Genomic DNA, 22,773 nt, shown 5'->3' on the forward strand with positions numbered 1-22,773 from the left:
TCGTTTTCAGTAGTCGGCTTCGCTGCGGCCGAACAGGCGGTCGAACAAGCCACGCGACTCGGGCGGACGCCGCGCCGTCACCAGTTCGACCAGGTCGGCCAGGCTGCGCGCGGCCGCGCTCGAGCGCGACAGTTCGAGCACCGGGACACCCTGGTTGACCGAGTCGGTGACGGCCACGTAATCGTTGGGCACTGTATGGACGACTTCGCAGCCGAGCGCCGCGTGCAGGTCCGGCAGGCGCAGGCGCCCGCCCTTTTCGTAGCGATTGACGATCAGGCGGATGCTCTCGATCGGGTAGCCGAGCGAGCGGAAGATGTCGAGCAGGCGGCGGGCATCGCGGATATCCGGCAGCGCCAGCTGCAGCACCGGGTAGATGATGTCGGTACTGTCGAGCGCGCGCAGCGAGACGGCGTCGATCTGGCGTCCGACGTCGAGCACGATGTAGTCATAATGCTGGCGCGCCACGCGCAGGATGGTGTCGATGTGTTCCGGCTTGGCTTCCTTTGCATGGGCCGGATCGTCGGCTGCGGCCAGCACGCCGAAACCCTGCGTCACGTGCACCAGGCACGAATCGAGAAAGGGGCCGTCGATGCGTGCGATCTGTTCGCACACGTCAGACAGCGTCATGGTCGGCTTCTGGTCCGATACGTAGAGTGCGGCGTCGCCGAACTGTCCGTGCAGGTCGATCAGCAGCACCTTCTTCTCGGCCAGGGTCGCCAGCGCATAGCCGAAGTTGGTGGAGATGAAGGTGGCGCCGCTGCCGCCCTTGCAGGCGATGAAGGCAAGTACCTTGCCGTCGCGTAGCTGGGCGACGCCAGCGGCGGTGGAGATGCGGTCCATCGCCTCGTGGAAGGCACGGTGCACGAGCGGCAGTTGCAGCACCTCGCGCACGCCGGCGCGCATTGCCCGAATCAGGAATTCGGGCTGGTGCTGGCTGGTCAGCAGCATGAACTGGGCTTCTGGATACTGGCGTGCCAGGCGCTCGAGCAGATCGGCGTCATCGGGTGCACCGTCGCCCGCATCGACGATCACGAGGCCCGGCGCTTCACCCAAGGGGCGGTCGAGCGCCTCGCGCATCGAGACACGGCTGTTGGCCACGTTCAGCGGCGGCACCCGGGCCGCGCCTTGGGACGCAAGCTCGGCAAACAGCAGGCTGTCGCGGCTGATCAAAAGGGCTTTCATGACGATCCTCGTTGAGGCACTGATGGGGAAACGACGCTGCGGCCAGGCTCGACCCGCGAGCCCGGCGGGTGAGACCTAGCGTCCGCTGCCGAGCGTGTTGAGCATGGGGGCGCTGGCGGCGCTTTCGGGTTGGACGAACGAACGCTGGTAGCGTTCCTGCGCCGCCAGCGCGGCCGGTCCGTCGATGCCGGTCGTCGGGTTGGCGTTGGCCGCACCACGCGGGTCGATGGTCTGCGCCATCAGGTTGGCGCGCACCGCCGTGCCGAAGCTTTTCTCGAAGCGCGGGGCAGTCGAACAGGCCGCCAACAGCAGCAGCGCCGCGATCCATGCACAAGTCCTGGTTGCCATTGCTGTCTCCTATTTGAGTTCGAAACCGTCGACGCTCTGGGCCGTGCGCGCGACAGGCACTGGGTTCCTGGGCGCGCTCTCGAGCCGTCCTCCCAGCATCAGGGCGGCACGCGAAGGCGCATCGACGCCGTCGGTCGGCAGCGCGAAACCGGTCGCGGTCATGGGCTTGACCAGGCGCGCCGTGATCACGAATACCAGCTCGGTGCGGTCCTGCTGGAAGTCGGTACTGCGAAACAGCGCACCGAGTACGGGCACCTCGCCCAGGACTGGCAAGCCTTTCAGGTTGGTGATCAGATTATTCTTGATCAGGCCACCGATGGCGAAGCTCTGGCCGTCATACAGCTGGACCGTCGTGCTGGCGCGGCGTGTGGTGACGACGGGCAGAATCGACGCGCCGGAAAAACCTTGAGCGTTGATGCCGATGCCCTCGCGCGACAGCTCCGACACCTCGGGCGCGACGCGCAGGTTGATACGCCCGCCACTGAGCACAGTCGGGGTAAAGCGCAGGCCGACGCCGAACTCCTTTTCCTCGAGCGTGATCTTGTTGTTGTCCTGCGCGACCGGGATATAGAATTTGCCGCCAGCGAGGAAGCTGCCTTCCTGGCCGCTGATCGCCATCACGTTCGGCTCGGCCAGCACGCGCACCAATCCATCCTGTTTCTGGGCGTCGACGCCAAAGCCGTTGCCGTTTGGACGTACCGCTCTCAGTCCGCCTTTGGCGCTACCGCTCAGGAAGTTCGACGCCAGGGTGGCGGCCCAGCTGCCCGGGGAAAAGCTCCAGCTGGCGCCCGCCTCCAGTCTTTCCAGCAGCGTCTTCGACACCTCGGCGACTTTCACCTCGAGCTGAACCTGCTGGGGCGCAGCGACGCTCAGCAGATTCACCAGACGCACGGCCGGATTACTGGGAACGCCTCCCGCGGCGGCCCCGGTTGGCGCCAGCTCCTTCGGCACCGCGCCGAGCGCGTTCAGTGGCCGGCGCAAATAGGCACCGGCCAGTTCCGCCGCGCGCGCCACCGCGCTGGCATCGGAGACAGTCCCGGTCAGCACCAGCGAGTCGGCGGCGGCCAGCACCTTGATATCCTTCTCCTCGGGCATGACGGTCGCCAGGGTCGCCTGCAGCGCGCTCGGGTCCATAGCCACAGTGATGTCGAGTACGCTGCACAGGCCGCTGCGGCCTTGCACGATCATGTTGGTGGTGCCGACGTCGACCCCGGCGATATACATCGTGTCTGGCGCAACCAGCATCGCCTGGACGACAGCCGGGTTGCCGACACTGCGGTTCTGGACCACTTCGGGCATGCGCATCAGGGTCGACTTGCCCATCTGGAGCGCGACCTGGGCCGGGCGTGCCGCTTCGCCGCTGCAGCGCGGGCCCGCTTCGGCACGTGCACCTGCTGGCGGCGCCGCCTCGGCCTGGGGTCCCGGGCGCGCAGCTTTCGCAGTGCCGGCCAGCGCCAGCGCCATGGCGCCGAGCGCGACGTACAGCGCCGTGGGGCCGGACAGCGCGCGGCAGACTGGGCCGACGGGAAGGCCGGACAATTTCGTGGGGCGTGTATTCATGGTTGCACCTGGCACGGTAAGGGAATCAGAAGCACTCTTGCGAGGAATGCAGGCCGTTGATGACGTTGACACAATTGCGCCGTACGGGCGGCGTGGCGACGCGGTAGACGGCAGGCTTGTCCGGACGGCGCGGTGCGGCGGCCGGTTTCGCCGGTGCCGGCTTGACGACCGCTGGGGCGCCCGGCAGCAGCGTCAGTTTGGTGGCGCCGGTGGTCTGGGCCGACTGCGGGTCGACCTGGTTGCGCAGCGCCAGCGACAGCGTGCCGACACTGCGCGCCAGGTCCAGCGCTTCGGCCTGTTCCGGCGTCACTTCCAGTGTGACGGCATTGACCACACGCGGCTTGGTCTCGTCCCGATTGACTTCCTGCGCCACCGCCAGCACCAGGATCCGCTCGAGCACGATCTTCGAGATATTCTGTTCACGCGCATTCGCTTCCGGCCCGGGATCCTTCTCGGTACTGACGATGATGTCGACGTAGTTACCCGGCAGCGCGAAGCCGGCCACGCCGATGACGTCGTTGACGCGCACAGTGATGGCACGCTTGCCCTCGGTGATCAGGGCAGACAGCCCCCCCAAGGTGCCAACCGGCGCCAGCTTCGCCTCGCTCAGCGGCTCGCCAGCCAGCAGGCTGGTCTTGAGCACCCTGCCCACCAGCTTCTGCGGGTCGGTGAAGGCGCCTTTCGGCATGCTGTCGGCGGGCCACTCGGCCAGTTTCAGCATGTCGGACGTGAGGCGTTGGCCGAGGCTGGTGTCGGCGGCGGCCACTACGATATGTCCGGCACTGGCGGTGGGCTGCAGCAGCAGCCAGCGCGAAGCAAGGACCACGGCCGTCAGGCCGAACAGGATGGCGACTGCCATCACGACAAGGGCGCGCTTGTTTTTCATGGTTCGATTCCTGCGACGTGGCACGAGGCCGGGGCGCTGCCGCTGGGGGAGATGCTGTTCCACGCCTGCTCCAGGGCAGCAATCGTCAGGCGCGGTTCGGTTCCGGCGAAGCCGGCGAAATCGAGCACACGGCCAAGCAGCTCGTGCGGATAGCAGGCCAGCAGCGGCGTGCCGCTGGCGCGATGCAGACGCATGACCAGGTGGTCGAGCACGACCTCGTCGCAGTCGATGCCGCGCAGCCGGCAAGCCCGCCGCAACACGGCGCGGTACGCCGGTTCAGCCAGCGGGCCCAGGCCGATGCGGTAGCCGATGCGGCGCAGGAAGGCGGGATCGAACACGCTGGCCGGCGCCAGGTTGGTGGCAAAGACCAGCATGGCGTCGAACGGCACCGTGTCGCCGCTGCTGCCACCGAAGCCAAGACGCATCGGCGCACCGTCGAGGGCGCTCAGCCAGCCGGCCAGCATCTCGGCCATGGGACGGCGCTGGCGGCCCAGGTCATCGATGACGAAGATGCCGTTGTTGGCTTGCAGCTGTGCCGGCGCATGGCAGGTGCCGCTGTCCGGATCCTGGCGCAGCGCCAGCATGCCGGATCGAGCTCGGCGCCGACATGCACCAGCGGACGCTGGCAGATTGCCCAACGCGCATCGCAGCTGCGCCGTTCTTCCTGCTGGCGCCCGATCGGCAGCGGCGCCGGGTGCAGCAGGGGGTCGTGCATCCGTACGATCTTGCCTTCGACCAGGATGGCGTAAGGCAGCGCAACGGCGCCCGGTAACAGGCGTCCGAGCTTGCGCGCAAGTGTGGTCTTGCCCGAACCGGTAGGACCATGCAGCAGTAAGGGACGCTGCGCATGGAGGGCGGCCCCCAGCAGTTCGCGCTGCGCCGCGTCGAGGCAGTCGTCGGCCAGCACCGCGGCCAGTTCGGCCGGCGTCGCACGGCGCCTGCGGCTGGCGCAGCGACTGACGTTCGACCATGGTGCGATAGGCGCCCAGCGTGACCGGCGTCGGACCGATGTAGCGGCACTCGGCCAAACTGGCAAGGGCGGCACGCTGGCCAATCGCGGTCAACTGGTACTGGACGTCGATGTCCGAGTCGCCCGACCACGCCACCTCGACCTGCTGTTCGTTCCCTAGTCCATTCAGGACTTCGCGCAGGACACTGATCGACAGCCGCAGCTTCCCGGCCAAGAGGGGCAGCGGCGCGCGGCCAGTTGCGTGCAGGGTTTTCAGGACCAGGGCGCACACCAGACGCGGTTCGAGCCCGGTATCGCTGACCGTTTTTGGCTGGCGCGGCAGGATCGCCGTCACTTCCGGGTCAGCCGACGCCATGCCCGATGCCGTACCGGGCACCGGGGAAGCGGCGCCTGGCGCGGTACGGGACGACAGCATGTCGATCATGGCGTTTCTCCTTGTATCCACTGGAGAGCATTCCCCAGGAATATTGAATTCATTCTAGCGACCGGTCCTTGCAGGCCATTGAGCCGCAGCAAGCGTTTACATGTAGACATGATTGCGCTGCGCCAGCAGCCAGAGCGTGGTCAACGCGATTGCGACCCCGTAAGGCATCGAGCCGACGCTGCGGCGCGACTGTGGGCTGTCCGGCATCGGCCCCATGCGTAGCAAGATCGGCAACAGCATGTCGCGCAGGTTCGCGTAAGCCGCCGCCCAGCGCCCCGTAAATACAATGATCAGCAAGGCCATCACGCCGCCCACGCACCAGGTCAGCACGCAGGCCGTGATGGTTTCCGACGGTCCCAGAAACAGGCCGACGGTGGCCATCAGCTTGACGTCGCCCGCAGCCATGCCGCGTACCGCGTACAAGGGCATGAACAAGGCGAAGCCGACGAGTGCCCCGAGCAGGGCATTCGGCAAGCCACCCGCCGCGGTATTCGTCAGGTGCAGGCCAAGCAGCGCAGCCCATCCGGCCATCAGTAATTTGTTCGGAATCTTGCGCACCGCAAGGTCGGTGACGGCGGCAATCACCACCACCGCCAGCAGTACCAGGTCGAGCTGGAGTTGAAGAGTCATGTTCGCCCGCTCCAAAAAAAAAGCCCTCCGGACCAGAATCCGGAGGGCGAACCTACGCTCTTACTTCAACGCAGCAGCCAGCTTGTCTTTCACCGCATTGAAAGTCGCCTCGATCTGAGTGCCCAGGAGCGTTGCCGCACCCGCCATTGCGACACCGATCAGGGCGGCGATCAGGCCATACTCGATGGCGGTCACACCGTCTTCGTCAGCAGCGAAGGCTTGCACAGCAGAAAAGATCGTTTTCATGACAAACTCCATATGGTGGTTTATAAGAACAACCCTGAAGCGGCAGGAGACTTCCCTTGACTCCGCTAACTGCGCTTTGTCGTTTCCGTTTCAGTGAGTTCACTATAAAAGATAATTCTTCAGAGCAAGTTGATTGATAGCAAGCTTTCTTAGTGGAATCAATTCGCACCGTCCGGGCTTGATCCAGATCGGTCCGCACCAGACTAGCGGAGGGCGCCGATTAAAAAATGCTATGTGAATATTGCTTGGGTCCGGAAAAGCGACTATCCTGTTTCGCTTGCTCTTCAGAAATTCGAAGCACACCGAAGCCACCGTAGAGCAGCAAGTTGGCTGATACTCTTTCTCAGAACGACATGGATTCCCTTCTGAAACACATGGTGGACATGACTGGCCACCGCGACCATGCGATGCTCGACATCTCGGTGGTGGCGGCGGTGCAGGAACTGGCCACTGCCGCCCAAACGCGGGTGTTATCCATCTCCATCCTCAATGGCCAGGCCTACCTGCGCTCACGCGCCAGCGTCGGCGCCGATGGCCGTGCCCGTATCGACGAGAACCACGACAGCGCCACGCCGGGCGAGCCCCTCGCCGGCTATCCGGAACTGGTCAACTGCCTGGAGAACCGCGCGGCGAGTGCCGAAGCCTGCGGTCCGGATGGCGGACGCACGCTATGGCTGCCGATCTGGTGCGGCGACAAGGCCGATACCTGCTTCGAGATCGTGCGCGACGCGCCCTTCCCCGCCGCCACCATCCACATGATTACCGGCATCGTCGGGGTGTATCGGAATTTCCAGAACCTGCTCGACTACAGCGAACGCGATTCGCTGACGGGCCTGCTCAATCGCAAGACCTTCGAGGACCAGCTGACGCGCATGCTGCAATCGGCACACGAGCAGCTACCGCCGCAGGCCGGCCGGCCGGAGCGGCGCTGCAACCGGGGCGATGAACAGCAATGGCTGGCGGTGATCGACGTCGACCATTTCAAGATGGTGAACGATACCTTCGGCCACCTGTACGGCGACGAAGTGCTGATCCTCATTGCCAATCAGCTGCAAGGTTCGTTCCGCTCGCAGGACCGGGTATTTCGCTTCGGCGGCGAGGAATTCGTGGTGCTGCTGCGCTCGACGACGCTGGACAACGCGCGCCGTATCATCGACCGCTTCCGCAGCAATGTCGAGGCCTATGAATTCCCGCAGGTCGGCCGGGTGACCGTCAGCGTCGGTTTCGTCAGCATCAACCCTTTCGATTCGCCCGTCGTCACGCTCGGCCACGCCGACCAGGCGCTGTATTACGCCAAGACCCACGGGCGCAACCAGGCTTGCCACTACAACGAGCTGGTCGAGCTCGGCCTGCTGCGCACGGTTACCTCGAACGATACCGCCGAGTTTTTCTAGACCCCTCAGGGCAGCAGCATGAACTTGTCCGCATCCACCCGCCATTTCTCCGGCGACTCGTGGCGCACGATCTTGTCGCCGCCACCGAAACCGAGCGGGCGCGACAGGTCCAGCAGCTCCGGACGAATGTAGGTCTGGCTCTTGGTGTTGAAGAACACATTGACCTTGGGCGTGAGCAGATTCGTCTCGTGCGGCTCGACGACGACGCCCAAGCGGCCCGATTCCAGCATTACCATGGTGCCAACTGGATAAATGCCGACGCAGCGCATGAATTCCTGGGTCAGCGAGGGGCTGAAGTGGAATTTGCTCCACTCATAGATCTTGCGCAATGCATCGGCCGCCGACATGCCCTTGTGGTAGCAACGGTCCGAGGTGATGGCATCGTAGACGTCGACGATCGCCGCCATCTGCGCCAGCTCCGAGGTTTGACCTTCGTTCTGCAGGTCCGGATAACCGCTGCCGTCGCGCCGCTCGTGGTGGTGCAGCGTGATATCGAGCGGAATCTGGCCGATATCGGCCGACTTGAGCAGGATGTCGTAACCATCGCGCGGATGCTTCTTGATGATCGCGAATTCCTCGTCGGTCAGGCGCCCTGCCTTGTTCAGGATATGGTCCGGCACCAGCGCCTTGCCGGTATCGTGCAGCAGGCCACCGATGCCGGCTTGGTAGGTCGTTTCCTCGTCCATGCCGCGCGAACGGCAGAACGCCACCAGCAGCGTGCATACCGAAACAGAATGCAGGAAAGTGTAGTCGTCCTTGTTCTTGATACGCAACAGGCCCAGCAGGGCGCCGGAATTGCGCAGGACCGATTCGGTGATGTTTTGTACGACCGGCGACACATTGTTCAGCTCGACCGCCTTGCCCAGGCGCGCGTCCTGCATCACCGTGCGTACCAGGCTCACGGCCTGGCGCCGGATGCCGACTGCGCGCTGCATCTCGTCGGCCAGCGCCGCGCGCACCGGCTTGACCGGCCTGGCGGCAATCGCCGTGACTTCCGCCTCGGTTGTCGCCTGCGCTTCGGCCAGCGTGGGTGCGGCCACATCGAGCCCTTTGGCGCAGTCGATGATGACGACACGGATGCCGGCATGGATGATCTTGCGGATCTCGTCTTCGCTGCCAAGAACGAAGCGGGAACGGACAAACGGATGCTCCATCCAGCCGCAATCGAGGTCGTGGATGGCCATGCCCACGCGCAGCTGGGAGGAATCGATTTTCTTGAGCATGTTCCGGTCCGGCGATATGGTAATCTCCGCCACCACGGCGGTTATGCAGTATATCAACTCTATTTCCAAGCATAAACTTTTTGCCCCTAATTTGTTGCACCTTGACACAACATAGTTCTACATGGAATTACGTCAACTGCGCTATTTCGTCGCTATCGTCGACCACGGCTCGCTCTCGCGCGCCGCCCTGGTCCTGCACGTGGCGCAGCCGGCGCTGACCCAGCAGCTGCGCCAGCTCGAGGAAGAGCTCGGCGCCCAGCTGCTGCACCGCTCCGCCCACGGCGTGCTCAGCACCGACGCCGGCAAGATTTTTTATGAACATGCCCAGGCGATCCTGAAACAAGTTGCCGATGCCCGCTCGGCCGTGACGCAATCGACGACGCGTCCCTCGGGCAGCGTCTCGCTCGGGCTACCGCACAGCATTTCCGGCGCGCTGGCGCTGCCCTTGCTGACCGCCGCCCGTGCCACCTATCCGGAAATCACGCTGCAATTGACCGAGGAAATCTCCGGCAGCCTGGTCGAGCAGCTGAAATCGGGCCGCCTGAACCTGGCTGTCCTGTTCGACGACGGCCAGCTCGGCGGTTTCGCCTCCTCCGCCCTGGTCGAGGAAGACTTGATGTACATCTGCCGCGCCGGCTCGGCCTCGGTGCCGCCCGGTCCCGCCATTCCCCGGCTGCGGCGCTGGCCACCACCCTGATCCTGCCGGCGCGCCAGCACGGCGTGCGGCCGCTGATCGAACAGGTGGCGGGCGGCGCCGGTCTGGCGCTATCGAACGTGATCGAGATCAATTCGCTGGCCATCCTGAAGTCGGCGCTGCTGGCCGACATGGGCGCGACCCTGCTGCCGCTGGCACCGCTGCGCGCCGAGATCGACAGCGGCGAACTCATCGCCACGCCAGTGCACAGCCCCGCGATCCGCCGCACCGTCACCCTCTGCGCCTCGCGCAATATCCCACTGACGAATGCAGCCGCCGCTATCAGCCGCCTGGTGCGCCAGGTCACCGAGATGCTGTGCACGAATGGGCAGTGGCCAGGTGCTCAGCTTCTTGAATAACTGCTATCAGTTTTTCTTATACCCCCATCCGCAAAGCCTATTTCCCCTATGACGGGGAAGCCCCTACACTCCACGCGGACCGATGAACCGCAGGGTTCATCCGCATAACAAGGCGCCGGCCACCGCCGGCCACTCCCGACCACGACAGCTGCCTACCCGGCAGCTCGGCTGGCCGGAACCACCCAATACCAGCCTGGAGACTTTCATGCCCGATACCGTCGCGCCGCAATCCGCCGCGCAGGATCTGCCTTCCCGCCTCACCACCGTCACCCTCGACGACAAGTACCTTGCCAAGACCGGCAACATCTTCCTGTCGGGTATCCAGGCCCTCGTGCGCCTGCCGATGATGCAGCGCGAGCGCGACGCCGCCGCCGGCCTGGATACGGCGGGCTTCGTCTCCGGTTACCGCGGCTCGCCGCTGGGCGGCCTGGACGAAACCCTGTGGAAGGCAAAAAAACACCTGGAAGCGAACCACGTGCAGTTCGTGCCGGGCGTGAACGAAGACCTGGCCGCCACCGCCGTCTGGGGCACGCAAACCGTCGACCTGATCGGCCCGACCAAATACGACGGCGTATTCGCCATGTGGTATGGCAAGGGCCCGGGCGTGGACCGCTGCGGCGACGTTTTTAAGCACATGAACCACGCGGGGACGAGCAAGAACGGCGGCGTGCTGCTGGTGGCCGGCGACGACCACGGCGCCTACTCGTCGACCCTGCCGCACCAGTCGGACCACATCTTCTCGGCTTGCATGATCCCGGTGCTCTACCCCTGCAACGTGCAGGAATACCTGGACCTGGGCGTACACGGCTGGGCGATGTCGCGCTTCTCCGGCTGCGCCGTCGCTTTTAAAGCGCTGGCCGACACGGTCGAATCGAGCGCCTCGGTCGACGCCAACCCGCACCGCGTGCAGGTGAAACTGCCCCAGGATTTCGCGATGCCCGAAGGCGGCCTGAACACGCGCCTGTCGTCGATGCCGCTGGGCCAGCAGGCGCGCACGCAGGAAGCGCTGATGCAGGACTATAAAATCTACGCGGCGCTGGCCTATGCCCGTGAAAACAAGCTCAATCACACCACGATCGACAGCCCGAACGCCAAGCTCGGCATCATCGCCTCCGGCAAATCCTACCTGGACGTACTGGAAGCGCTGGAAGAACTGGGCATCGACGAAGCCATGGCGGCCAAGGTTGGCCTGCGTCTGTTCAAGGTTGCGATGATCTGGCCGCTGGAACCGGAAGGCGTGCGCGAATTCGCGCAAGGGCTGGAAGAAATCCTGGTCGTCGAAGAAAAGCGGCAGGTCGTCGAATACCAGTTGAAAGAACAGCTCTACAACTGGCGCGACGACGTGCGTCCGCACATCATCGGCAAGTTCGACGACAAGGGCGAATGGGTCGCGCCGCGCGGCGACTGGCTGCTGCCTCCCAAGGCCGACTTCTCGGTGGCGCAGGTGGCGCGCGTGATCGCCGGCCGCATCGCCCGTCTGGTCACCGACGACACCACCCGTGACCTCATCAAGGCACGCCTGGCCTTCCTCGATGCCAAAGACGCCGTGCTGCAAAAGGCGATCACGACCCCGTTCCGCCCGGCCTTCTACTGCTCCGGCTGCCCGCACAACACCTCCACCAAAGTACCGGAGGGCTCCTTCGCGCTGGCCGGCATCGGCTGCCACGTGATGGCAACGTCCATCTACCCGGAGATGAACAAGCTGACCACCCACATGGGCGGAGAGGGCGCGCCATGGATCGGCCAGGCCGCGTTCTCGAAAGTACCGCACGTGTTCCAGAACCTGGGCGACGGCACCTATTTCCACTCGGGCTACCTGGCCGTGCGCGCCGCCGTCTCGGCCAAGGTGAACATCACCTACAAGATTCTCTACAACGATGCGGTCGCGATGACGGGCGGCCAGCCGGTCGACGGCCAGACCTCGGTGCCGATGATCGCCCAGCAGATGGCGGCCGAAGGCGTGAAACGCATCGCGCTCGTCACCGAGGACCTGTCGCGCTATGCCGACCGCTCCTCCCTGCCGGGCATCGTCACCCTGCACGACCGCAAGGAGATGGACGACATCCAGCGCGAACTGCGCGAGCTGCCCGGCGTGTCCGTCATCATCTATGACCAGACCTGCGCCGCCGAGAAGCGCCGCCGCAGGAAAAAAGGCGAATTCCCCGACCTGCCCAAGCGCATGGTCATCAATGAAGCCGTCTGCGAAGGCTGCGGCGATTGCGGCATCCAGTCGAACTGTGTCTCGATCCTGCCGAAAGAGACCGACTTCGGCCGCAAGCGCACCATCGACCAGTCGTCCTGCAACAAGGACTATTCCTGCACCAAGGGCTTCTGCCCGAGTTTCGTCACCGTCGAAGGCGGGACCCTCAAGAAGAGCACGACCGGCGTCTCCAAAGGTGACGACGATGGCTGGGGTCTGCTGCCGGAGCCCGTGCTGCCAAGCGTCGAGCATCCGTACAACATCCTCATCAACGGCATCGGCGGCACCGGCGTGATCACCGTCGGCGCCCTGATGGGCATGGCCGCGCACCTGGAAGCGAAAGGCGCGTCGGTGCTGGACATGACGGGCATGAGCCAGAAGAATGGTTCCGTCACCTCGCACGTGAAAATCGCGGCGACGCCGGAGCGCCTGCGCGCCCAGCGCATCGCCACCGGCGAAGCGGACCTCGTACTCGGCTGCGACATGCTGACCACGGGCGCGGCCGACGCGATCTCGAAGATGCGTCCGGGACGCACGCTGGCCATCGTCAACCTGCACGAGCAGCCAACCGGTACCTTTGCCCAGAACGCCGACTGGCAGTTCCCGGCCGAGGACGTACGCGGCCTGATCGTGGAAGCGGTCGGTGGCGAAGGTGGCGCCGATTTCGTCGATGCCACAAAATTAGCCACCGCCCTGATGGGCGACTCGATCGCGACGAACCTCTTCCTGATGGGTTACGCCTGGCAGAAGGGCCGCATTCCATTGACCGAGGCATCGCTGATGCGCGCGATCGAACTCAATGGCGTTGCCGTCGCCTCGAACAAGAAGAGCTTCCTGTGGGGCCGCCGCGCTGCAGTCGACTTCAAGCGCGTCGAAAAGACGGCGACGCCGACCCAGGCGGTGCTGGTGCAGATGCCGCAAAGCCTGGACACGGTCATCAAGAAGCGCGTCGAGTTCCTCACGAGCTACCAGGATCTCGCCTACGCCGGCAAGTACGCGCTGCTGGTGGAGAAGGTGCGCGCCGCCGAAAGCGCTGCGGGGCTGGGCAACAAGCTGTCGATGGCGGTCGCCAAATACTACTTCAAGCTGATGGCCTACAAGGACGAGTACGAGGTGGCACGCCTGTACACCGACGGCCGCTTCCTCGATCAGGTGAAATCGCAGTTCGAAGGCGATGTCAAATTCAAGTTCAACCTGGCGCCGCCGCTGTTCGCGAAAAAGGATGCCAAGGGTCAGCTGGTGAAGAAGGAATTCGGCAGCTGGATGCTGGGTGCCTTCAAGGTGCTGGCGAAGCTGAAAGGCCTGCGCGGCGGTGCCTTCGACGTGTTCGGCCACACCGCCGAGCGCAAGATGGAGCGCGCCCTGATTGTCGAATACCGTGAGATGATCGAAGGCTTGCTGCCGATGCTGAACGCTGCCTCGTATGCCGATGCCGTCGAGCTGGCCAGCCTGCCGGAACAGATCCGCGGCTTTGGCCATGTGAAGGAAAAGGCGGTTGAAAACTTCCGCCTGCGCAAGGCTGAGCTGCTCAGCGGCAACATCAAGAAACGCGCCGCGTAATGTAGGGTAGGCGGGTTCCCCGCCTACGCGTTCAGCCGGTTTTCGATACTGCGCGAATGCTTTGACATCTGTTGAACGCGTAGGCGGCAGAGCCGCCTACCCTACGAACCTTACGCCCAACTTGACGTTAACGTTAACGTCATATACCGTACAAATCGAACCTGTCCGCTTCCGACTTCCTGAAGGAACCCCATGAACGACATCACCCCCGCCGCCAAGCTCGAGCTGCCTGAGCAGCAAAAGCTGGCCAACAAGGTGCGCTTCGTCACCGCCGCTTCGCTCTTCGACGGCCATGACGCCTCGATCAACATCATGCGCCGCATCCTGCAGTCGAACGGCGTCGAGGTCATCCACCTCGGCCACAACCGCTCGGTCGACGAAGTCGTCACCGCGGCGCTGGCCGAAGACGTGCAAGGCATCGCCATCTCCAGCTACCAGGGCGGCCACGTCGAATACTTCAAATACATGATCGACCTGCTGCGCCAGCGCGGCGGTGCCCACATCAAGGTCTTCGGCGGCGGCGGCGGCGTCATCGTCCCGTCCGAAATCGAGGAACTGCATGCCTACGGTGTCGCGCGCATCTTCAGCCCGGAAGACGGCCAGCGCATGGGCCTCGTCGGCATGATCCGCTCGATGATCGAAGCCTGCGACATCGACCTGTCCGGCTACGCTCCCACCAGCATCGATGCCCTGCAGCTTGGTAACGCGGGCGACATCGCCGCGCGCCACCGTCCGCTGGCCCAGCTGATCACGGCACTCGAAAACGGCAAGGTCGAAGAAAGCCTGCGCACGCAGGTGCTGGAAACGGCCGACACCTTGAAGGTGCCGACGCTGGGCATCACCGGCACCGGCGGCGCCGGTAAATCCTCGCTGACAGATGAACTCATTCGCCGCATCCGCCTCGACCAGGGCGACCGCCTGAACATCGCCGTGATCTCGATCGACCCGTCGCGCCGCAAATCCGGCGGCGCCCTGCTGGGCGACCGTATTCGCATGAACGCGATCAATCCGTGGAACGGCCAGCACCGCGTCTTCATGCGCTCGCTCGCCACCCGCGAAGCCGGCTCGGAAATCTCGGCCGCGCTGCCAAGCGTGATCGCCGCTTGTAAAGTCGCTGGCTTCGACCTGGTGATCGTGGAAACCTCGGGCATCGGCCAGGGCGACGCGGCCATCGTGCCGCACGTCGACGCCTCGATGTACGTGATGACGCCGGAATTCGGCGCCGCCTCGCAGCTTGAGAAAATCGACATGCTCGATTTCGCCGACTTCATCGCCATCAACAAATTCGACCGCAAGGGCGCCCAGGACGCGCTGCGCGACGTGGCAAAGCAGTACCAGCGCAACCGCGAACTGTGGAGCATGAGCCCGGACCAGATGCCGGTATTCGGCACCCAGGCATCGCGCTTCAACGACGATGGCGTCACCGCCCTCTACCACGGCCTTCTGCCGAAGCTGGCCGAACTCGGCCTGCGGGTCGAGCCGTCGCGCCTGGAAGCGCCTGGCCAGAAGCATTCGAGCGGCAAGAATGTCATCGTGCCGCCAGCCCGCGCGCGCTACCTTGCCGAAATCGCCGACACCGTGCGCGGCTACCACCGCAACACGTCGAAACAGGTAAAACTGGCACGCGAGCGTCAGCAACTGAGCGAGACGAAACGCATGCTGGCCGCCGCCAACCGTGAAGTGATCCTGGACGACCTGATCACCGAACGCGAAAACGCGATGGACGGCAGCGCCAAGAAACTGCTGGCCATGTGGCCCGACATGCAGGCGGCCTACGCCGGCGACGATTACGTCGTCAAAATCCGCGACAAGGAAATCCGCACCAAACTGGTGCAAAAAACCCTGTCCGGCACCACGATTCGCAAGGTGGCGCTGCCGAAGTACGAAGACCACGGCGAAATCCTGCGCTTCCTGATGCTGGAAAACGTGCCGGGCTCCTTCCCGTTCACGGCCGGCGTGTTCGCTTTCAAACGCGAAGGCGAAGACCCGACCCGCATGTTCGCCGGCGAAGGCGATGCCTTCCGCACGAATAAACGTTTCAAACTGGTCTCGACCGGCATGGACGCGAAACGCCTGTCCACCGCCTTCGATTCCGTGACCCTGTACGGCGCCGATCCGGCACTGCGCCCGGACATCTACGGTAAAGTGGGCAACTCGGGCGTATCGATCGCGACCCTGGACGACATGAAGGTGCTGTACGACGGTTTTGATCTGTGCAGTCCGTCGACTTCGGTCTCGATGACGATCAACGGCCCGGCGCCGACCATCCTGGCGATGTTCATGAACACCGCCATCGACCAGCAGATCGACAAGTTCGTGGCCGACAACGGCCGCCAGCCGACCGACGACGAAGCGCAGAAGATCCGCGAGTGGGTGCTGGCCAACGTCCGCGGCACCGTGCAGGCCGACATCCTGAAGGAAGACCAGGGGCAAAACACCTGTATTTTCTCGACCGAGTTCTCGCTGAAGGTCATGGGCGACATCCAGGAATACTTTGTCCATCACCAGGTGCGCAATTTCTACTCGGTGTCGATCTCGGGCTACCACATCGCCGAAGCGGGCGCGAACCCGATCTCGCAGCTGGCCTTTACGCTGTCGAACGGCTTTACCTTTGTCGAAGCCTACCTCGCGCGCGGCATGCACATCGACGACTTCGCACCGAACCTGTCGTTCTTCTTCTCGAACGGCATGGACCCGGAATACACGGTGCTGGGCCGCGTGGCGCGCCGCATCTGGGCTGTCGCCATGCGCGACAAGTACGGCGCCAACGACCGCTCGCAGAAGCTGAAATACCACGTGCAGACTTCGGGCCGCTCGCTGCACGCCCAGGAAATCGACTTCAACGACATCCGCACCACGCTGCAGGCGCTGATCGCGATCTACGACAACTGCAATTCGCTGCACACCAACGCGTATGACGAAGCCATCACCACGCCGACCGACGAATCCGTCCGCCGCGCACTGGCGATCCAGCTGATCATCAACCGCGAGTGGGGCCTGGCGAAGAACGAGAACCCGAACCAGGGCGCCTTCATCATCGACGAACTGACGGACCTCGTCGAAGAAGCGGTGCTGCAGGAGTTCGAGCGCATCGCCGAACGCGGCGGCGTGCTCGGTGCCATGGAAACCGGCTACCAGCGCGGCAAGATCCAGGAAGAGTCGATGCTCTACGAGCACAAGAAGCACGACGGCTCGCTGCCGATCATCGGCGTCAACACCTTCCGCAATCCGAAGGGACTGGGCGCCCCGGCCACGATCGAACTGGCGCGTTCGACCGACGACGAAAAGCAGTCGCAATTGACGCGCCTGGAAGCTTTCCACGCCCGCAACGCAGACGCGGCGCCGGCAGCACTGGCGGCACTGCAGCAGGCGGCGATCGACAACCAGAACGTGTTCGAGAAGCTGATGGACGCCGTGCGCGTCTGCTCGCTGGGCCAGATCACCACGGCCCTGTTCGAGGTGGGTGGGCAGTACCGCCGCAACATGTAAGCGACGCAGTCTTTCGCAGCAAGACGGGCGCCCTTGGGTGCCCGTTTTTTTATGCCGCGCGGGTCATCACGCCACCTGCCCTACGGCCTCCCCCGTCCGCTCCACCTGGCGCCGGAAAAAGAACAGCGTCACCAGCACCAGCGAGATCGGCACCAGCGTCAGGTAGAAGGCGAAGTGCCCGCTGAAATTGCCGAACACATAGCCGGTGATGAAGGAACCGGTGGTGCCGCCCAGCGCCGAGAAGATCACCAGCAGGCCCGTCATGCAGGAATGCTGGTTCTTTGGCAGGGAACTGAGCATGACCGAATTGATGCCCGGGTAGATCGGTGCCATGAACAGGCCGATCAGCGGGAACAGGAAGGTCGCCAGCGGTGCCGTCGACCAGCTCACGTCGGCGCCAACGGCCAGGTCGCGCGTGAGCGGCAGCGCCAGCAGCACCATGGCCGCCATGCCGATCACGCAGCCGTTCATGACCGTGTACCAGTGCACCTTGCGCATTACCACGCCCGCGGACAGGCGCCCCAGCGCGAGGCAGGCGGCAAAGATGCTGGCCACCTGCACGCTCATCGCCGCCGGCAGTTTCAGGATCTCGTTGTTGAAGGTCGGCAGCCAGGTGCCGACGCTTTGCTCGATCAGCACGTAAAGGAAGGCGGTCAGCACGAACACGCAGACCAGCGGCTTTGCGAACAGCTTGAACATGGCGCAGAAATCCTCCCAGCGGCTGCGCCCGGCCGGCAGCCGGGCGTCGCGCTCGTCGAAGGGCGTACTTGCCAGCAGCACGAAGGTGAGCGCGCACAGCCCGCCCAGCACCCAGTACACCCCCAGCCAGCTGGGCGATTTCGGGTTCGCGGAATCGATGAACCAGGCGAACACCCAGTAGGCGCTCAGCACGCCCACCATGAACACGCCTTCCAGCGTATTCATGATGCTGGCATGGTGGCGGCGGTCGGTCGCGATCAGGCCAAGGGTCGAATACACCGACACCTTCACCAGGGCGAAAGCGATGCCGACGCAGAGGAACAGCAGCTTGGTCGTCGCAAAGCTGGGCAGCAGCGGCATGGCAACACAGGCGGCGCTGACGATCGCCAGCGCGACCAGCATCGCGTTCTTGTAGCCCAGCCGCGGCAGGAAGGACGCGACCAGGAAGGACACCACGGCGATCGGCAGGTCCTTGAAAGCTTCCAGGATGCTGGCGCCGGATTTGCTGACGTCGTAGTTGTTGATCACCTGCAGGATCACCGTGCCTACGCTGTTGAGCAGGATGGCGAAGACGAAGTAGATCAGGAACAAGGCCAATAGAATGCGCTGGTTTTTCACGCTGTCTCCCGTTTTTTATGATAGTGGGCGTGTCAGTAGTCTGCGAGGCGGAATTCAGTCAGGCTCGGGATCACGCGGTCGGCCTGGGTCAGCACGTCCGGGCTGCCTACGCCGACGGCGAACATACCCGCCGACTTGATCGAAGCCACGCCCGCCACCGCATCCTCCACGCCGAGGCAGTCTTCGGGCGCCACGCCGAGCGCCGCCGCCGCATTCAGGAAGATCTCCGGATGCGGCTTGCTGTTGGCGATCAGGGCCGCGTCGACCACGACATCGAAACGGTCGCGGATACCGAGGCGGTCAAGTACCGTAAAGGCGTTCTTGCTGACCGAGGCGAGGCCGATTTTCAGGCCCGCCGCGCGTACCGCCGCCAGCGCATCGAGGGCCCCCGGCAGCAGGTCGGCCGGGCCCATGGTCGCGATCAGGTCCACGTACTGGCGGTTCTTGCGCTCGGCCAGCGCCAGCTTCTGTTCCATGGAGTAGGTCTTTGGCGAACCGGCCAGGATCAGGTTCAGGGACCCCATGCGGTCCACGCCTTTCAAATTTTCGTTGAACGCGTGATCGAAATGCACGCCTTCGGATTCGGCCAGTGCCTTCCAGGCCAGGTAGTGGTAATGGGCGGTGTCGGTGATAACGCCGTCGAGATCGAAAATGACCGCTTTGAATCGGCTCATGCCTGTGCCTCCATCGAAATGCGGGCCGACGGCGCCGCGCGGGTAAGCGACACCTCCTGGCCGAGGTGGGTAAAGACCAGCGCGTCGCCGGCCAGCAGCGTGTACTGCGCCGCCGCGCCGGTCACGCGCACCTGCAGCTGGGCGCCGCGCAGCTGGACCTTGAACTGGTAGTGCTGCCACTTGCGGGGAAGCGCCGGCGCGAAGCGCAGCGCGCCGTCGGCCACGCGCATGCCGGCAAAGCCGTAGGCCACGCCCATCCAGGTGCCGGCCATCGCCGCCGTGTGGACGCCGTAATGGGTATTGCCGTGGGTGTCGTCAAGGTCCAGGCGCGCCGTCTCCATGAAGTAATCGTAGGCCTTGTCGTGGTAGCCGACTTCCGAGGCAATGATGCTGAAAATGCAGGACGACAGCGAGGAGTCGTGGGTGGTGACGGCCTCGTAGTAGTCGAAGTCGCGCCGTTTGTCCTCCAGCGTGAACTCGTTCGACAGCAGCAGCAGCGCCAGCACCACGTCGGCCTGCTTGCACACCTGGTGGCGGTAGATCACCAGCGGGTGGTAGTTCAGCAGCAGCGGATAGTTTTCGCGCGGGGTGCTGGCGAAATCCCAGGGCTTTTTCGACAGGAAGCTGTCGTCCTGCTCGTGGATGCCCAGCTTGCCGTCGTACGGCAGGTGCATGCAGTCGGCGGCGCGGCGCCATTCGGCGGTTTCCTCGTCCGTCACGCCCGTGGCGGCGGCGATGCGCGCAAAGTCGGCCGGGCGCGCCGCGGCGAGCTGGCCGGCCATGTCGGCGGCAAAGCGCAGGTGCATGCGCGCCATCGCATTGGTGTAGTAGTTGTTGTTGACCAGCGCCGTGTATTCGTCCGGCCCGGTCACCTCGTTGATGCAGAAGCGTCCGGCGCGGTCGTAGACGCCGATGCCGAGCCAGATGCGCGCCGTCTCCAGCACGATTTCCAGGCCGGCCTGCGCCATGTAGTCGATGTCGCCGGTGGCCTCGAAATAGGACTTGATGGAATAAGCGATGTCGGCGTTGATGTGGTATTGCGCGGTCCCGGCCGGGAAATAGGCCGAGCATTCGCTCCCGGCGATCGTGCGCCACGGGTAGAGCGCGCCGCGCGCGTGCGACATCTGGCGCGCCCGCTCGCGCGCCTGTTCCAGCCCGGCGTAGCGGTATTCCAGCAGCTTGCGCGCGATCTCCGGCTTCGAGTACAGGAAGAAGGGGAAGATATAGATCTCGGTGTCCCAGAAATAGTGGCCCTCGTAGCCTTCTCCGGTGACGCCTTTCGCGGCGATGTTGGTACGGCCGTCGCGGCCCACCGATTGGAGCAGGTGGTATTCGTTGAAGCGGATGCCCTGCTGCAGGGCGTCGTCGCCCGCGATCTCGACGTCGGCGCCCGCCCAGAAGTCGGCAAGATAGGCCGCCTGCGCGGCGCACAAGGCCTCGAAACCGGCGGCCTGGGCCTGGGCCAGGGTCTGGCGCGCGCGCGCCAGCAGTTCGCCTTCCGGATAATCGCGCGACGAGTGGTAGCTGCCGTACTTGGTCAGGCGCAGGGGCTGGCCTTCGGCGGCCGCGGGGGCGAACACCTGGCCGGCGCGCTCGCCGTCGCGCCAGGCGCTGCCGGGCGCATCGTCCACCTGCGTTGCAATCGCGCTCACCAGCATGAAGCCGCTGTTGTGGGTGCGCTGCACCAGGGCCGAGAAGGAACCATCCTGCTCGACCGACAGCGTGCGCAGGGCCGGTCCCGATACCGCCGAGCCGACGCGCGGATCGTCGCCCGCTTCCTGGTTCTTCACCGCGCCGTCGATGAAGGACTTCAGGCCGATCGATCCCGAAAAATTCAGCGGCGTGATCTCGACCTCGATCGCGAACAGGTGTTTATTGGCGAACGAGACCACCCGGCGGCTGCGCAGCGCGATGCGCTTGCCGTTGGGCGCCGTCCACTCGAGCGCGCGCACCAGCACGCCGCTGCGCAGGTCCAGCACGCGTTCGTAGCGTCCGAGGGTGCCGGCCAGCGGGTCGAAACGCTCGCCGTCGATCGTGATCTCGACGCCCTTGGCATTCGGGACGTTGAGCATGAACTGGTTGACCTTGGCCAGCGCATGGGCCGACTCCGGATAGACGATCGGCTCTGACTCGTAGAAACCGTTCAGGTAGGTGCCGTCGAGCGACGTGCCGGCCGGGCCGGTATAGCCTTCTTCGCCGGTGCCGCGCAGCCCGATGTAGCCGTTCCCGAGCGCGAACAGGGTCTCGCGCAGGAAATGGGAAGCGGTGTCGAACGCGCTCTCGCGGATGCACCAGGGATCGGTTGGAAGAGGTGAGGTCGGGCGGTCTGCTGTCTGCACGGCGTGTCCTTAAGCGATGTCGTCGTCGAATTTTTGGGCGAGCCAGGCCAGCGGCGGGCGGCGCACGCCTGCCGGTTGCTGTCTCGGGTTGAATCAGGGTGAAATCAGGTCTGGCGCACGATCAGCCTCGTCGGCAGTACTTCGGAGGCAACCGGCTCCTCGTTGAGCAGCGCCAGCATCTTGCGGCCCAACAGCACACCGCCGTCGCGCAGGTCCTGGTGCACGCTGGTAAGCGGCGGGACGAAACTGGCGGCGCCGGGGGTATCGTCGTAGCCGATGACCGACACTTCGTCCGGAACCCGCAAACCGTGTTCGGCCAGGGCGCGGATTGCGCCCATGGCCAGCAAATCGCTGGCGGCGAACACGCCGTCGACGGCGCCGCTGCCCTTCTTCTTCAGCAGGCTCACCATGCTGTCGAATCCGGCTTCGAACGTGAAGGCCTTGGGACGGATGATATGGACGGTGCCGTGGCCCTGCATGGCCTCGATGAAGCCGGCGCAGCGCGCCTGCACTTCGGCGTGGTCGACGTCGCCCAGGAACACCAGCTTGCGGCGGCGCTGCTCGCGAAAGCGCGCGGGCGGCACTGGCGCCACCGGCGTGGTTGTCGCTGCCGACCACCACGTACGAGTCGCTCGCCTCCGGCGCGCCCCACACCACCAGCGGCAAGCCGGCCTTTTGCAGGACTTTGACGGCCTCGCCATGCGAACCCTGGCCGAGCAGGATCATGCCGTCGGCACCGCGCACGGGTGCACTGTCGAGCAGTTGGCGCGAGGTCAGCACGACCGTGTAGCCGGCCGTCGTCAGTTCCTCGGTGATGCCGCCCAGTAGCGCCAGCGGATACGGATCCGACATCGGCCGCCCCTTCACGGGCGTCATCTCCACCACCACCGCTACCGAATTGCTGCGGCCCATGCGCAGGTTGCGCGCACTGATATTCAGGCGGTAGCCCTGCTCTTCGGCAATGCGGCGCACCTTCTCACGGGTCTTGTCGGTGACGAGCGGGCTGTTGCGCAGCGCGCGCGACACCGTGATCGTGGACACGCCCGCCAGGGCGGCCAGGTCTTCCATCGTGGTGCCGGCTTCGCTCTTGCGTGCCGCGGTCGTCGCGCTTGTCTTGTTGGTCGCCATGCGTGCTCAGTGAGAAAAACAGCTCTGCGGCAAATTATGACAGATTTAATCCGTGATGGAAGCCTAAATGACATCGATAACAATTTTATTGACATCGATGTCACTCCTTGATTCAATGACACATATTGTCAGGAGTCCTGCAGCCGACGG

At 64.5% G+C, this 22,773-nt stretch carries 17 protein-coding genes and 1 pseudogene; 5 read left to right on the forward strand and 13 right to left on the reverse strand.

Translation table 11 applies throughout. The annotated features are described in order from the left end of the window. Positions 1-6 precede the first annotated feature (6 nt). The 7 genes from G4G28_RS23910 to G4G28_RS23940 form a co-directional block, all read right to left on the reverse strand. Positions 7-1,182, reverse strand: a complete 1,176-nt coding sequence (locus G4G28_RS23910) for an AAA family ATPase (protein ID WP_182990234.1) — start codon at positions 1,180-1,182, stop codon at positions 7-9. 75 nt (positions 1,183-1,257) lie between these two features. Further along, on the reverse strand, positions 1,258-1,530 hold the full coding sequence (locus G4G28_RS23915; RefSeq protein ID WP_182990235.1) for a hypothetical protein: 273 nt from the start codon (positions 1,528-1,530) through the stop codon (positions 1,258-1,260). Between the two features lie 9 nt (positions 1,531-1,539). Beyond that, a complete protein-coding gene (locus G4G28_RS23920; protein WP_229425307.1) occupies positions 1,540-3,090 on the reverse strand; it encodes a type II and III secretion system protein family protein in 1,551 nt (516 codons plus the stop codon). Between the two features lie 25 nt (positions 3,091-3,115). Continuing rightward, positions 3,116-3,976, reverse strand: a complete 861-nt coding sequence (gene cpaB, locus G4G28_RS23925; RefSeq protein WP_182990236.1) for a Flp pilus assembly protein CpaB — start codon at positions 3,974-3,976, stop codon at positions 3,116-3,118. Beyond that, positions 3,973-5,370 (reverse strand): ATP-binding protein, encoded by a 1,398-nt coding sequence (locus G4G28_RS23930; RefSeq protein ID WP_229507796.1) that lies wholly within the window; start codon positions 5,368-5,370, stop codon positions 3,973-3,975. Before G4G28_RS23930 ends, cpaB begins: the two co-directional genes overlap by 4 nt. 96 nt (positions 5,371-5,466) lie before the next feature. After that, complete coding sequence (locus G4G28_RS23935; protein WP_182990239.1) at positions 5,467-6,000, reverse strand: prepilin peptidase; 534 nt, start codon at positions 5,998-6,000, stop codon at positions 5,467-5,469. Positions 6,001-6,060: 60 nt separating this feature from the next. Then, positions 6,061-6,246, reverse strand: a complete 186-nt coding sequence (locus G4G28_RS23940; RefSeq protein ID WP_182990240.1) for a Flp family type IVb pilin — start codon at positions 6,244-6,246, stop codon at positions 6,061-6,063. A 353-nt stretch (positions 6,247-6,599) separates the two neighbouring features. Between G4G28_RS23940 and G4G28_RS23945 the strand changes: the two genes are divergently transcribed. Next, positions 6,600-7,640 carry a GGDEF domain-containing protein gene (locus G4G28_RS23945; RefSeq protein ID WP_182990241.1) on the forward strand — a complete coding sequence of 347 codons (1,041 nt, stop codon included), beginning with the start codon at positions 6,600-6,602 and terminating at the stop codon, positions 7,638-7,640. Between the two features lie 5 nt (positions 7,641-7,645). Here G4G28_RS23945 and G4G28_RS23950 read toward each other — a convergent pair whose 3' ends face one another. Further along, a complete protein-coding gene (locus tag G4G28_RS23950) occupies positions 7,646-8,863 on the reverse strand; it encodes an HD-GYP domain-containing protein (protein WP_182990242.1) in 1,218 nt (405 codons plus the stop codon). 121 nt (positions 8,864-8,984) lie between these two features. On the opposite strand from G4G28_RS23950, the gene G4G28_RS28720 reads away from it, so the two are divergent. The 4 genes from G4G28_RS28720 (at position 8,985) to icmF (ending at position 17,165) form a co-directional block, all read left to right on the forward strand. Next, complete coding sequence (locus G4G28_RS28720; protein WP_308601477.1) at positions 8,985-9,560, forward strand: LysR family transcriptional regulator; 576 nt, start codon at positions 8,985-8,987, stop codon at positions 9,558-9,560. Between the two features lie 2 nt (positions 9,561-9,562). Continuing rightward, positions 9,563-9,916, forward strand: a complete 354-nt coding sequence (locus tag G4G28_RS28725; protein ID WP_308602569.1) for a LysR substrate-binding domain-containing protein — start codon at positions 9,563-9,565, stop codon at positions 9,914-9,916. A 205-nt stretch (positions 9,917-10,121) separates the two neighbouring features. Then, positions 10,122-13,676 carry an indolepyruvate ferredoxin oxidoreductase family protein gene (locus G4G28_RS23960; RefSeq protein WP_182990243.1) on the forward strand — a complete coding sequence of 1,185 codons (3,555 nt, stop codon included), beginning with the start codon at positions 10,122-10,124 and terminating at the stop codon, positions 13,674-13,676. 192 nt (positions 13,677-13,868) lie between these two features. Next, positions 13,869-17,165 (forward strand): fused isobutyryl-CoA mutase/GTPase IcmF, encoded by a 3,297-nt coding sequence (gene icmF / locus G4G28_RS23965; RefSeq protein WP_182990244.1) that lies wholly within the window; start codon positions 13,869-13,871, stop codon positions 17,163-17,165. 66 nt (positions 17,166-17,231) lie between these two features. Here icmF and G4G28_RS23970 read toward each other — a convergent pair whose 3' ends face one another. From G4G28_RS23970 to G4G28_RS28730, 5 genes and pseudogenes are all read right to left on the reverse strand, one after another. Continuing rightward, complete coding sequence (locus G4G28_RS23970) at positions 17,232-18,482, reverse strand: sugar MFS transporter (RefSeq protein WP_182990245.1); 1,251 nt, start codon at positions 18,480-18,482, stop codon at positions 17,232-17,234. Positions 18,483-18,514: 32 nt separating this feature from the next. Beyond that, entirely contained in the window at positions 18,515-19,156 is a 642-nt protein-coding gene (gene pgmB, locus G4G28_RS23975) for a beta-phosphoglucomutase (protein WP_183107893.1), read from the reverse strand. Continuing rightward, complete coding sequence (locus tag G4G28_RS23980; RefSeq protein ID WP_182990246.1) at positions 19,153-21,495, reverse strand: glycoside hydrolase family 65 protein; 2,343 nt, start codon at positions 21,493-21,495, stop codon at positions 19,153-19,155. The genes pgmB and G4G28_RS23980 overlap by 4 nt, the downstream gene beginning before the upstream one ends. 104 nt (positions 21,496-21,599) lie before the next feature. Beyond that, complete coding sequence (locus tag G4G28_RS27200) at positions 21,600-22,088, reverse strand: substrate-binding domain-containing protein (RefSeq protein WP_229507797.1); 489 nt, start codon at positions 22,086-22,088, stop codon at positions 21,600-21,602. Between the two features lie 406 nt (positions 22,089-22,494). Further along, a pseudogene (locus tag G4G28_RS28730) lies at positions 22,495-22,623 on the reverse strand (LacI family DNA-binding transcriptional regulator); the annotation flags it as partial. Positions 22,624-22,773: the final 150 nt, after the last annotated feature.

It is taken from the genome of Massilia sp. Dwa41.01b (assembly GCF_014171775.1).
In the GTDB taxonomy this organism is placed as follows: domain Bacteria; phylum Pseudomonadota; class Gammaproteobacteria; order Burkholderiales; family Burkholderiaceae_D; genus Telluria.

Coding starts and splice junctions, on each gene's coding strand:
- G4G28_RS28720 (WP_308601477.1), top strand. CDS start 8,985: ATGGAATTACGTCAACTGCGCTATTTCGTCGCTATCGTCGACCACGGC.
- G4G28_RS23935 (WP_182990239.1), bottom strand. CDS start 6,000: ATGACTCTTCAACTCCAGCTCGACCTGGTACTGCTGGCGGTGGTGGTG.
- cpaB (WP_182990236.1), bottom strand. CDS start 3,976: ATGAAAAACAAGCGCGCCCTTGTCGTGATGGCAGTCGCCATCCTGTTC.
- G4G28_RS23915 (WP_182990235.1), bottom strand. CDS start 1,530: ATGGCAACCAGGACTTGTGCATGGATCGCGGCGCTGCTGCTGTTGGCG.
- G4G28_RS23945 (WP_182990241.1), top strand. CDS start 6,600: ATGGATTCCCTTCTGAAACACATGGTGGACATGACTGGCCACCGCGAC.
- G4G28_RS23910 (WP_182990234.1), bottom strand. CDS start 1,182: ATGAAAGCCCTTTTGATCAGCCGCGACAGCCTGCTGTTTGCCGAGCTT.
- G4G28_RS23930 (WP_229507796.1), bottom strand. CDS start 5,370: ATGATCGACATGCTGTCGTCCCGTACCGCGCCAGGCGCCGCTTCCCCG.
- G4G28_RS23920 (WP_229425307.1), bottom strand. CDS start 3,090: ATGAATACACGCCCCACGAAATTGTCCGGCCTTCCCGTCGGCCCAGTC.
- G4G28_RS23960 (WP_182990243.1), top strand. CDS start 10,122: ATGCCCGATACCGTCGCGCCGCAATCCGCCGCGCAGGATCTGCCTTCC.
- icmF (WP_182990244.1), top strand. CDS start 13,869: ATGAACGACATCACCCCCGCCGCCAAGCTCGAGCTGCCTGAGCAGCAA.
- pgmB (WP_183107893.1), bottom strand. CDS start 19,156: ATGAGCCGATTCAAAGCGGTCATTTTCGATCTCGACGGCGTTATCACC.
- G4G28_RS23950 (WP_182990242.1), bottom strand. CDS start 8,863: ATGCTCAAGAAAATCGATTCCTCCCAGCTGCGCGTGGGCATGGCCATC.
- G4G28_RS23940 (WP_182990240.1), bottom strand. CDS start 6,246: ATGAAAACGATCTTTTCTGCTGTGCAAGCCTTCGCTGCTGACGAAGAC.